11 protein-coding genes are annotated in these 12,500 nt (G+C 39.8%); 10 read left to right on the top strand and 1 reads right to left on the bottom strand.

All coding sequences use genetic code 11. The annotated features are described in order from the left end of the window. Positions 1–29: 29 nt before the first annotated feature. Complete coding sequence (locus tag AC3WJG_RS01740; protein ID WP_337134269.1) at positions 30–284, bottom strand: HPr family phosphocarrier protein; 255 nt, start codon at positions 282–284, stop codon at positions 30–32. Positions 285–1,215: 931 nt separating this feature from the next. Here AC3WJG_RS01740 and iolE point away from each other — a divergent pair. The 10 genes from iolE (at position 1,216) to AC3WJG_RS01690 (ending at position 12,452) form a co-directional block, all read left to right on the top strand. Beyond that, positions 1,216–2,109: a myo-inosose-2 dehydratase gene (iolE, locus tag AC3WJG_RS01735; RefSeq protein WP_060745174.1), complete on the top strand. Its 894-nt coding sequence runs from the start codon at positions 1,216–1,218 to the stop codon at positions 2,107–2,109. Positions 2,110–2,129: 20 nt separating this feature from the next. Beyond that, entirely contained in the window at positions 2,130–3,548 is a 1,419-nt protein-coding gene (locus AC3WJG_RS01730; RefSeq protein ID WP_286127599.1) for a sugar porter family MFS transporter, read from the top strand. Positions 3,549–3,570: 22 nt separating this feature from the next. Continuing rightward, positions 3,571–4,428 carry a 2-keto-myo-inositol isomerase gene (iolI, locus tag AC3WJG_RS01725; RefSeq protein WP_221840976.1) on the top strand — a complete coding sequence of 286 codons (858 nt, stop codon included), beginning with the start codon at positions 3,571–3,573 and terminating at the stop codon, positions 4,426–4,428. A gap of 46 nt (positions 4,429–4,474) precedes the next feature. Continuing rightward, positions 4,475–5,314 (top strand): class II fructose-1,6-bisphosphate aldolase, encoded by an 840-nt coding sequence (gene fba / locus AC3WJG_RS01720; protein WP_221841093.1) that lies wholly within the window; start codon positions 4,475–4,477, stop codon positions 5,312–5,314. A 135-nt stretch (positions 5,315–5,449) separates the two neighbouring features. After that, positions 5,450–5,614, top strand: coding sequence for a hypothetical protein (locus tag AC3WJG_RS01715; RefSeq protein ID WP_176524012.1), 165 nt, complete (start codon positions 5,450–5,452; stop codon positions 5,612–5,614). Between the two features lie 144 nt (positions 5,615–5,758). Further along, on the top strand, positions 5,759–6,514 hold the full coding sequence (locus AC3WJG_RS01710; RefSeq protein WP_048019446.1) for a DeoR/GlpR family DNA-binding transcription regulator: 756 nt from the start codon (positions 5,759–5,761) through the stop codon (positions 6,512–6,514). 596 nt (positions 6,515–7,110) lie between these two features. Then, positions 7,111–9,033 carry a 3D-(3,5/4)-trihydroxycyclohexane-1,2-dione acylhydrolase (decyclizing) gene (gene iolD / locus AC3WJG_RS01705; RefSeq protein ID WP_492587912.1) on the top strand — a complete coding sequence of 641 codons (1,923 nt, stop codon included), beginning with the start codon at positions 7,111–7,113 and terminating at the stop codon, positions 9,031–9,033. Between the two features lie 95 nt (positions 9,034–9,128). Continuing rightward, on the top strand, positions 9,129–9,947 hold the full coding sequence (iolB, locus tag AC3WJG_RS01700; RefSeq protein ID WP_253351585.1) for a 5-deoxy-glucuronate isomerase: 819 nt from the start codon (positions 9,129–9,131) through the stop codon (positions 9,945–9,947). A 15-nt stretch (positions 9,948–9,962) separates the two neighbouring features. Then, positions 9,963–10,970, top strand: a complete 1,008-nt coding sequence (gene iolC / locus AC3WJG_RS01695) for a 5-dehydro-2-deoxygluconokinase (protein WP_050690422.1) — start codon at positions 9,963–9,965, stop codon at positions 10,968–10,970. A 24-nt stretch (positions 10,971–10,994) separates the two neighbouring features. Beyond that, complete coding sequence (locus tag AC3WJG_RS01690) at positions 10,995–12,452, top strand: CoA-acylating methylmalonate-semialdehyde dehydrogenase (protein WP_098247926.1); 1,458 nt, start codon at positions 10,995–10,997, stop codon at positions 12,450–12,452. Positions 12,453–12,500: the final 48 nt, after the last annotated feature.

Here is a 12,500-nt window from a genome sequence, read left to right as displayed (position 1 = left end):
GTAAGAGATAGCATAGCAGCTTTTTATCTCTATTTAGTTAAAAGAAATTCTTCAAGGGTGCGAGCGGCGGCGTGTTCATCCACTCCATTTGTCAGCAGTGTTATTTCATCTCCTTTTTTAACAGCTAAAGCCATGACCTTCATGATGCTTTTTCCATTTACACATTTTCCATCTTTCGAAAGAAAAATATCACTTTGAAACGAACAAGCTTCACTTACAAATAAAGCTGTATGTCTAGCTTGAAGTCCTCCAGAAAGCTGCACCGTTATTCTTTTAATCAGCATTGTATTTCCCCTTTTTTGTAGTTTGAAAACTATAAAACTAGCTTAAACGTTAAAGTTAACTTTAAGGCAAGAGGTAATTTGGATAAAAAATGGAAAGGGGACAAAAGGTAAGGTTAATGTCAATGCACATAGTAATCCTGCTGTTAGTACGAGGGAATGTAAACGAAGTGATTATAAAAGAAAGTTCTCATAAATTCTTTTAGTGGATGACCAAAACACGTAAGAAGAGACCCTAAAAAAGAAAGAAAAATGATGAAATACTAAGCAAATAAGAAGATTTGCCTCTTTTAACAGATATGTGTACGTTTTCATGCGGAATGTTTCCGTTTCCACTGACTTTGTCAAACAGCAGACAATTGTTGATAATAGAGTTAGATAAGAGGCAAAGGGGACGATGAAATGAAAAAATCTATTTCAAAAGTAGAGAAGTTCATAACTGAATTTAAAACGTCAATGACAAGCTACGGAGAAGCTATTATAAAAGTAAAAGGAAACTGATTATAAAAAGGTGCAGGTCATTTTTTCATAAATCCATTCCATAAATTCATACTAAATAATCATACTATTAAAATAAGAAATATAACTTTTCTCATAAAAGCTTTATCTATTGTTGAAATAACAGTAGATAAAGCTTTTTTATGTGGTTATATAAGTGGATACGATATCTTTTATAACTAGCATTTTTAGAAGGCATAAGCTTTTAGGCAATTGTAGTGTATAAAAAATTCTGAAATTTTATTATTGACTGAAAGCGTTTTTAATATTAATATTAATTCAAACTTAACCAATATTTAACCAACACATAACAAATGAATTTTTTTATCTACAAATGAAATCGATTTCATTTGTAGAATTATAGGATTGGTAAGTTTTATCACTATCTATTTCTAGTGAGGCAGCATTACACAATAAGGGGAAAAGAGGAATCAAAATGGGAAACGAAAATATTTTGTGGGGAATTGCTCCAATCGGCTGGAGAAATGACGATATTCCTGAGATTGGTGCAGAAAACACACTGCAGCATCTGTTAAGCGATATCGTCGTAGCGGGCTTTCAAGGAACGGAAGTGGGAGGTTTTTTTCCTGAACCAAGCATATTAAACAAAGAGCTTGAGCTTCGAAACTTAAAAATTGCAGGTCAATGGTTTAGCAGTTTTATCATTCGTGATGGGATAGAGGAAACGTCAAATTTATTTCACAAACATTGTCAGTATCTGCAGGAAGTGCATGCTGATGTGGCGGTCGTATCTGAGCAAACTTATAGTGTTCAAGGGATTGAAAGAAATGTTTTTGCTGAAAAACCTTATTTCAGTAATCAAGAATGGGAAGCATTATGTGCAGGATTAAATGAGCTGGGAAAAATCGCAGCAGAATACGGTTTACGTCTTGTCTATCATCATCATATGGGGACAGGTGTACAAACATTAGCTGAAATTGATCGATTAATGGAAGGAACCGACGCAAATCATGTTCATCTTTTATATGATACGGGACATATTTACGTTTCTGACGGAGACTATATGGAGCTACTACATAAACATATAGATCGTATTAAACACGTTCATTTTAAGGATGCAAGAAGAAACGTGCTGGAGCAGTGCAAAAAAGAAGGAAAGTCATTTTTACAGTCGTTTCTAGCCGGCATGTTTACAGTGCCAGGTGATGGGTGTGTAGATTTTACAAACGTGTATAAAGCGTTAGTTGATTACAATTACAAAGGATGGATTGTAGTGGAGGCGGAACAGGACCCTTCTATTGCGCATCCATTGGAATATGCTTTAATGGCCCGAAAGTACATTAACGAAAAGTTAGTTATTCATTCTTAAAATAAGACGGGGGAATTAGCATGGATAAACAGGGAAATCAACATTCATTTTTACGTACGATCATTTTAGTTTCTACGTTTGGTGGACTGCTTTTTGGATATGATACAGGAGTTATTAACGGGGCCCTGCCTTATATGTCTGAATCTGATCAATTGAATCTCAACTCTTTTACTCAAGGTCTTGTAACGAGCGCTCTGTTATTTGGTGCTGCGTTTGGTGCGGTAGTAGGCGGCAGGCTAGCAGATTATAACGGGCGGCGTAAAACGATTCTGTATCTTGCCATTCTATTTTTTGTTTCCACAATTGGATGTACAATTTCGCCAAACGCAGCCGTTATGATTCTTTGCCGTTTCCTATTAGGGCTTGCTGTAGGGGGCGCATCTGTTACCGTACCGACATATTTAGCAGAAATGTCACCAGCTGAAAGCCGGGGGAAAATGGTAACTCAAAATGAACTTATGATTGTTACTGGTCAACTTCTTGCCTTTACGTTTAACGCGATTATCGGAAATATGCTAGGAGAAAACCCTCACGTTTGGCGATATATGCTGCCAATCGCTGCCATTCCAGCTGTCTTTTTATTCTTTGGCATGCTTAGAGTACCAGAAAGTCCGCGCTGGCTTGTGTCAAAAGGGAAAAATAACGAAGCGCTAACGGTTCTTCAAAAGATACGGGAAAGTAAAAGAGCCAAATCAGAGCTGCAGGAGATTGAGAGCGCTTACGAGCAAGAAGCAAAAATGGAAAAAGCAACGTTTAAAGACTTAACAACTCCGTGGGTTCGAAGAGTCGTTTTCCTTGGTATTGGAATTGCTGTCGTACAGCAAATTACCGGCGTAAACTCCATCATGTATTACGGCACTGAAATTTTAAAAGACGCAGGTTTTCAAACAGAAGCTGCCCTTATTGGAAATATCGGAAATGGGGTCATCTCCGTTTTAGCCACGTTTGTAGGCATTTGGCTGCTAGGTAAAGTTGGGCGCAGACCAATGCTTATAACAGGATTGGTAGGAACGACTACTGCCCTGCTGCTAATTGGTATATTTTCTCTTGTATTTGAAGGGTCCGCGGCACTCCCATATATCGTATTAGCACTAACGATTACGTTCCTCGCGTTTCAGCAAGGAGCTATATCTCCGGTAACGTGGCTAATGCTTTCAGAAATTTTTCCATTACGATTAAGAGGCTTAGGGATGGGTGTTACCGTATTTTGTCTGTGGGGAATTAACTTCCTTGTAGGTTTAACGTTTCCTGTTTTACTGGCCAGCATTGGCTTATCCACTACGTTTTTTGTCTTTGTTGTATTCGGAATCGGAGCCATTTTATTTGTTAAAAAGTTTTTACCGGAAACAAAAGGGCTTACGCTTGAAGAACTGGAGCAAAGGTTCCGCAGCTATGATAATGAAGACGCTGACGTCATGAATGACAATAAAATTATTTAAGTAAAGAATGGAGAGAATCATTATGAAACTATGTTTTAACGAAGCAACAACATTAGAAAATTCAAATCTTGTAAAGGACCTTGAATATTGCAGCAAGCACGGATATGATTATATCGAAATTCGCACAATGGATAAACTCCCTGAGTATTTAGAAAGTCACTCAATGGATGATTTAGCACAGTTTTTTGATACAAATCATATTAAACCACTAGCGCTGAACGCTTTAGTTTTCTTTAATAACCGCAGTGAAAAAGAGTACCAGGAAGTGATAGAAGAGTTTAAGAGTATGCTAGAAACTGCTCAAAAGATAGGCGCTCAGTATATCGTAGCCGTTCCTTTAGTAACAGAACAAAAAATCGTAAAAGCAGAGATTAAAAATAGCTGCGTACAAGTGCTGAATGAATTATCGGAATTGGCTGAACCTTACGGAGTTAAAATCGCCGTTGAGTTTGTAGGACACCCTCAGTGTACGGTTAATACGTTTGATCAAGCGTATGACATTGTGCAAACGGTGAACCGAGATAACGTAGGATTAGTACTTGACTGCTTCCACTTCCATGCGATGGGATCAAAGTTGGAAGACTTAAAACAAGCGGATATTTCTAAAATATTTATCGTTCATATTGATGACACGGAAGATTTTCCTATTGGCTTCTTAACAGATGAAGACCGAGTATGGCCAGGTCTAGGAGCGATTGATTTAGATGCTATTTTCTCAACATTAAAAGAAAAAGGCTATAATGACGCGGTATCTGTAGAGCTATTCCGACCTGAATATTATCAATTAAACGCGGAAGAAGCAATTAAGACGGCTAAAGAGACAACCGTTAAGGCTATCTCGGAATACTACAGCTTTCAAACAACAAAATTATATTCATGATAAGGAGTGTCAGTCAGTGACGTTAGTATCTTCAAAACTAGTATCAATGAAAGATATGCTTCATGCCGCTAAAAAAGGAAACTATGCGGTTGGTCAGTATAATATTAACAGCCTGCAGTGGGCACAGGCTATTTTACAAGCTGCCGAAGAGGAAAAAGCGCCTGTCATTGCAGCCGTTTCAGACAGGCTTGTGGACTATTTAGGCGGATTTAAAACCATTGTAGGCATGATCGAAGGTTTGTTAGAAGAAATGAATATTACTGTTCCTGTCGCGCTTCACTTAGATCACGGTATGAGTGTAGAAAGATGTAAAAAAGCTATCGACGCTGGATTTAGCTCAGTCATGTTTGACGGTTCTCATTACCCAATTGATGAAAATATTGCCATGACTAAGCAAGTAGTAGACTATGCTGCTGCTCAGTATGTCTCCGTTGAAGCTGAAGTTGGAACAGTCGGAGGCATGGAAGACGGGCTTATTGGCAACATCGTGTACGCTGATCCCGCTGAATGTCTGCGTCTTGTAAAAGAAACGGGAGTCGATGCTTTGGCGGCCGCTTTAGGATCAGTTCACGGACAGTACCAAGGTGAACCGCAGCTGGGCTTTGATGAAATGAAGGAAATAGCTGACTTAACAGATGTACCGCTGGTGTTACACGGAGGTTCTGGTATACCAAACTACCAAATTCAAAAAGCAATAGCTCTTGGGCATGCAAAAATTAATGTGAACACTGAGTGCCTTCAGGCTTGGGCGCGCGCTGTCCGTCACACGTTGGAAAGTGACAGTGACGTGTATGATCCGCGAACCATTCTTACACCGGGAAAAGAAGCGGTGATGGCGACTGTAAAAGAGAAAATGAGAGAGTTTCATACAAGTCATAAAGCTTAATAAAAAAGAGGCTGAGACAAAAGAATTACAGTTGAAGCAAGATCCGAACGATGAATGGAGATTCTTGAAGGAGAATCCAGCTCGTTCGGATTTTTTCTTTAATAGGATTTTATTCTATTGAGTTGCTTCTAGCTGATGATTGGAGGGCAAGGCGAAGACTCCTGCGGGAAAAGCGGAATAGGTGAGACCCCGCAGGAGCGTACGCGACGAGGAGGCTCAGCGGCCGCCCGCGGAAAGCGAAGCCTTGCACGGAAATCATCAGCGGTGAAACAAGCGATCCCTACTAGCTTATGTATCTAACTTGTTTGTCTTTAGCTGGAAATAATGGAGTTATGTCTCAATCTCTCTTTGTTTTAGCAGTTACTCTTCTAGAAAATGCCTTTTGTAAAGGTTATAATAGTAAGTAACAAAAAAGCGAAAAGAAAGGTAAACGGGGAGGTAAAAATGTTAAAAACGAAGCGGATTCAACAAATTCAAGAGTATGTTTTTGAACATGAATCTGTCTCATTAGATGATTTGGTTTCAGTGTTTGAAGTCTCCAAAAACACGATTCGACGCGACGTTCAAAAGTTAGTGGATGAAGGGCATATTAAAAAAGTATATGGCGGAGTAGCCGTTAATCACGTGAAGCTTGAATCATTTAATGAAAGACAAACAAGAAATCAGTTTCAAAAGCGTTTAATTGCCAAAACGGCAGCTCAGTATGTAGAAGACGGAGACGTCATCTTTATTGATTCAGGAACTACCACGTTAGAAATGATCGAATTTCTAAAAGACAAATCGATCACGATTGTTACCAATAGTTTAGATGTTATAGTAAAAGCCTTGCCTTTTGATGCGTTAAAAGTAATTTCTACAGGCGGCTACCTTGAACGTGAAACTCAATCATTTTCAAGTTTTAACCATGCCAACCCTGTAAAGAACTACAACTTTGATAAAGTATTTATGGCTTCTACGGGTATTTCCATATCAAATGGAGTTACCAATTCATCGCCCGTTGAAAGTGAAATTAAAGAAACCGTCATAAAAAGAAGTACAAAAGTGTTTTTATTAGCAGATCATACAAAATTTGATAAGTATGCAATGGTTACGTATTGTCAGTTGCATGAAATTGATTATTTAATTACAGATAAAGTGGACGTCAGCTATCAGCACTATGCAAAAGAAAATGAGATTACGTTTGTCCTTGCGGAAGAATAAATGTTTTTGAGTGATTATACATACGCTTAGACTAAGAGCCAGTAGGCATACAAAAGAAGTATGCCTTTTCTTTTTTCTTCACATCGGGCTTATCTAGAAAGCGATTACAGTGGATAAAAAGATAAACTAACAAAATTTTTAAAAAAGTGTTTACAAAGTAAACTGAATATTATAAACTAGGTTCATAGATAAGAAAGCGCTTTTAAAATTAGATGAAATCGATTTCATCAAACGGAGCTACATGTATAATAAAATTGGTTTTACAAGTAAGACAAAGCATAAAAAAATGATGGAAAAGTTAAGGATGAAGTTTGAAAAATATTTTTTTAACACCAAATGAAATCGATTTCATTTTAAAGTGGAATTTATGATGAATTTTCGAGCTTTTCTCCATCTTCAAGCGTTAAAAAGTACAGAGGAGGAAAGTGTTTGTCTCATCGCTAAATAGTAGCTGAAACAAAGGAAAGAGCTAGGAAGTAAAAGGATAAAACCTCATTTATCACACCAAATGAAATCGATTTCATTTAAAATGTGAAAAAAGGGTAGAAAAATCAATCTGATGGTGATCAATTTCAGAAGATAAGGTAGGAAGGTATATGAAAACGATAAGATTAACAACGAGTCAAGCTTTAGTGAAATTTCTAAATCAGCAATATGTAGAGTTTGATGGAAAAAAAGAGCGTTTTATCAAAGGAGTATTCACCATTTTTGGACATGGAAATGTAGTGGGGATTGGGCAAGCGCTGCAGGAAAACCCAGGCGACCTTGAAGTATATCAAGGCAGAAACGAGCAGGGAATGGCTCATGCTGCAGTAGCCTTTGCCAAACAAAAACATCGAAAGCAAATCATGGCCTGCTCTTCTTCCGTTGGTCCAGGCTCAGCGAATATGGTTACATCGGCTGCGACAGCTAATGCAAACAATATTCCGGTGCTGCTTTTGCCAAGCGATGTGTTTGCCACTCGCCAGCCGGACCCGGTTCTTCAACAAATTGAACAGACGCATGATTTATCTCTTTCTACAAATGATGCTTTCCGGTCCGTCAGCAAGTACTGGGATCGAGTCAGCCGTCCGGAACAGCTGATGTCGGCTATGATCAATGCGATGCGTGTATTAACAGATCCGGCAGATACAGGAGCCGTTACAATCGCGCTGCCGCAGGATGTACAAGGTGAAGCGTGGGATTTTCCAGAAAGTTTCTTCCGTGAGCGTACCCATCTTATTGAACGCCGCGAGCCTTCGCAAGAAAGTATCAGAAATGCAGTGGAGCTAATTAAATCAAAGAAAAAGCCTCTTCTTATTTTAGGCGGCGGCGTTCGTTATTCAGAGGCTGCGGATACATTTGCTGCATTTGCTGAAAAGTTTCATATTCCATTTAGCGAAACGCAAGCTGGAAAAAGCGGTCTTGAAAGCAATCATCCTTTAAATCTAGGAGGAGTTGGCGTAACGGGGAATAGCGCTGCTAATAAAATAGCGCAATCAGCGGATTTAATTATTGGCGTGGGTACACGTTTTACAGATTTCACAACTTCTTCAAAGCTGTTTTACGCTGAGACGGATGTGTTAACCATTAACATTTCTGAATTTCACGCATCAAAATTGGAGGCTACTAAAATTGTCGCGGATGCCAAAGTGGGTCTTGAAGCTCTTTCGTCTGCATTAGAAGGCTATAAATCAGACTATGAAACTGAAATTGAAGAAGCCAAATCAGAGTGGAATCAAGAGCTGGCTCGACTAAAAAATATTGCATACACAGGCGAAGAATTTATTCCGGAAATTAAAGGGCATTTTGATCAAAGCCTGTCGGAGTATAAAGATAGCCTAAGCACCGAACTTGTCCAAACCACTGTGCTTGGTAAAGTAAACGAACTCATTGCACCTGATTCTATTATTACATGTGCAGCGGGAAGCCTCCCGGGTGACCTTCAGCGCATGTGGATCTCAAATGAACGTAATACGTATCACCTTGAATATGGATATTCATGCATGGGCTATGAAATTGCTTCTGCCTTGGGCGCTAAGATGGCTGAGCCGGATAAAGAAGTGTATGCAATGGTAGGAGACGGAAGCTACTTAATGCTTCATAGTGAGCTGGTAACGAGCATTCAAGAAGGAATTAAAATAAATATTGTTCTTTTTGATAATTCCGGCTTTGGCTGCATCAACAACTTGCAGATGGATAATGGAATTGAAAGCTTCGGCACAGAGTTCCGCGTTCGTAACCCGCGGACGGGGCAGCTTGATGGAGAAATTATGCGCATCAACTTTGCTCAATCTGGAGCTGCGTACGGAGCCAAAACATACGAAGTGTATACGATGGAAGAACTTGAATATGCCATTGAAGATTCAAAAAAACAAAGTGTTAGTACACTTATTGACATTAAAGTTCTTCCAAAAACAATGACGGACGGCTACGATTCTTGGTGGCATGTAGGAGTAGCAGCCGTATCTGAAAGTTCAAACGTTCAAACGGCGTTTGAAGGCAAAGAAAGCCAGTTACAAAAAGCAAGAAAATATTAATCTTTTAAAAAGCTAGAATATCCAATTTGCTTGATTAAAGAGTGTCCCTAGCATAAACACGTTAAAAAACAAGAAATAGAAAGGTGTGGAAAGGAATGGCTGATTTAATCGTACCAACACAAACAGCTGACAATGATGGAAACGTACTAAGCATCACCCCACAATCTGCAGGATGGGAGTACATTGGCTTTGACGTTTACTCATTAAAAAAAGGCCAAAAGCTTAAAAAAAATACGGAAAATCAAGAGATTTGTATTGTGATTTTAACCGGTAAGTCCAACATTTCTACAAAAGAAGAGAAATGGGAAAACATCGGACAGCGAATGAATATCTTTGAAAAAATCCCTCCGTACTCCGTATATGTATCGAATGATGATCACTATGAAGTAGAAGCTGTAACCGACTTAGAAATTGCGGTTTGCGCAGCACCTGGAAAAGGTACATACCCTGCTCGTTTAATTACGCCGCAAGATGTAGGCGTAGAGCATCGCGGCGCAGGAAATATCGCGAGACAAGTCCATAATATTCTTCCTGAACAAAAGCCGGCCGATAGTCTGCTGGTAGTGGAAGTGTTTACGCCGGAAGGAAACTGGTCAAGCTATCCTCCTCATAAGCACGATCAAGACAACTTGCCGCATGAATCGTATTTAGAGGAAACGTATTATCATAAAGTCAACCCAGGACATGGATTTGCGATTCAACGAGTATATACGGACGATCAATCTCTAGATGAAACAATGGTCATTAAAGATGGAGATGCAGTCTTGGTTCCTAAAGGGTATCACCCGGTATCTGCGCCTCCAGGTTATGAAGTTTATTATTTAAACGTCATGGCTGGTCCTGTGCGAACATGGAAATTTAATAATAGTAAAGATCATGAATGGATTATGGAAGAAAAATTAGCATTAAAGTAAGGAGACGACGCGAGTATGAGTTATTTAACATTTGATTCACAAAAGCGATTTGACCTTCTTGCAGTAGGAAGGCTTTGCATCGACTTAAATGCAAATGAATTTAATCGCCCAATGGAAGAAACGATGACGTTTACAAAATACGTAGGAGGATCTCCTGCTAACATCGCCATTGGTCTTTCAAGGCTTGGAATGAAGACAGGCTTTATTGGAAAAGTGTCAGATGATCAAATGGGGCGGTTCAGCACTAGATATTTAAATCAAAATAACATTAACACTGAAGGCATTGTAGTTGATCAAACAGGAGCCGTAACGGGACTTGCCTTTACTGAAATTAAAAGTCCTGAAGAGTGCAGCATCCTGATGTACCGTGATAACGTGGCAGACTTAAAGCTCCATCCAACAGAAGTTTCTGAAGAGTATATTAAGCAATCAAAAGCGCTGCTTATCTCTGGAACTGCTCTTGCTAAAAGTCCTTCAAGAGAAGCCGTGTTTCTTGCTCTTGAATATGCGAGAAAACATAGCGTAGTTGTATTCTTTGATGTGGACTACCGTCCGTATACGTGGGAATCAGAAGCTGAGACTGCCGTCTACTATAATTTAGCGGCAGAAAAATCAGACGTAATAATCGGTACGCGAGAAGAATTCGATATGATGGAAAAGCTTTTAAATTATGAAGAATCAAATGATCAAGTTACAGCTGAACGATGGTTTTCCCATCATGCTAAGATTGTCGTAATCAAGCATGGAGGAGAAGGGTCGATTGCTTATACAAAAGACGGCCAGTCTCATCGAGGCGGCATCTTTAAAACGAAAGTGCTTAAAACATTTGGAGCTGGCGACTCTTACGCATCTGCTTTTATCTACGGGTTAATGCAAGGGTTTACAATTCCTGAAGCGATGAGATTTGGCGGTGCTTCTGCTTCCATCGTTATTTCAAAACACAGTTCTTCAGATGCAATGCCAACTGTAGAAGAAATTAAGCAGTTTATGGATACAGCCGAAGAAGTTCTGCAACAAGCGTAATCAAAAATTGAGAGGAGAATGAACATGACACAAACAACAGTAAAAACAGTAAAAAACTATATTGGCGGCGAATGGGTGGATTCATCTACAAGTCTGACAGAACCAGTTTATAATCCTGCAACGGGTGAAGTCATTGCAGAGGTACCTCTTTCCACAAAAGCAGATGTAGATCAAGCGGTACAGGCTGCAAATGAAGCCTTCAAAGGATGGGCAAAAACTGCGGTGCCAAAACGTGCACGTATTCTATTTAAATATCAGCAGCTATTAGTAGATAACTGGGACGAGTTAGCGAAGCTTGTGACGCTTGAAAACGGAAAGAGCTTTAATGAAGCGCGCGGAGAAGTACAGCGCGGAATTGAATGTGTAGAATTCGCAGCAGGTGCTCCTACGTTAATGATGGGAAAACAGCTTCCTGATATTGCAACGGGCATTGAGTCTGGCATGTATCGCTATCCAATCGGTGTTATTGGCGGGATCACCCCGTTCAACTTCCCGATGATGGTTCCTTGCTGGATGTTCCCTCTTGCAATTGCTTGCGGTAATACATTTGTATTAAAGCCGTCTGAGCGCACGCCGCTTTTAGCAGCAAGATTAGTAGAATTATTTGAAGAAGCTGGATTGCCAAAAGGCGTATTAAACATTGTAAACGGCGCGCATGATGTGGTAAACGGCCTTCTTGAACATAAATTAGTGAAAGCAATTTCGTTTGTAGGTTCACAGCCAGTAGCTGAATATGTGTATAAAAAAGGTACAGAAAACTTAAAGCGTGTTCAAGCATTAGCGGGTGCTAAAAACCACTCAATCGTATTAAACGATGCAGATTTAAACGTAGCAACAAAACAAATTATCGGAGCTGCTTTCGGTTCAGCAGGTGAACGCTGCATGGCAGCATCTGTCGTAACGGTGCAAGAAGGAGTGGCAGATGAATTAATTTCACGACTTGTTCAAGAGTCAAACAATATTGTCATTGGAAACGGATTAGAAAAAGATGTTTTCTTAGGGCCGGTTATTCGTGAAAACCATAAAGAACGTACGCTTAGCTATATTGAAGCTGGCGTAGAAGAAGGAGCTCGCTTAGTTCGTGACGGCCGTGAAGATCACGCGGTAAAAGAGAACGGCTATTTTGTTGGACCCACTATTTTTGATAACGTTACACAAGAAATGAAAATCTGGCAAGACGAAATCTTTGCACCGGTGCTTTCTATCGTGCGTGTAAAAACATTAGAAGAAGCAATTGATGTTGCCAACAACTCCCGATTCGCAAACGGTGCTTGTATCTATACAGACAGCGGCGCAAGCGTACGTGAGTTCCGTGAAAATATTGAGTCAGGCATGCTAGGAGTGAACGTAGGGGTGCCGGCACCTATGGCGTTCTTCCCATTCTCAGGCTGGAAAGACTCTTTCTATGGCGATCTTCATGCCAACGGTACGGACGGCGTAGAGTTTTATACAAGAAAAAAAATGGTTACGGCACGCTACTAAGAATTTACTTATCGTACGATGGGATACTAGCGACATTTGCTAGTACCC

Source organism: Priestia sp. FW507-14D1A (assembly GCF_058781295.1).
This window is presented reverse-complemented; position numbering and strand designations above follow the sequence as displayed.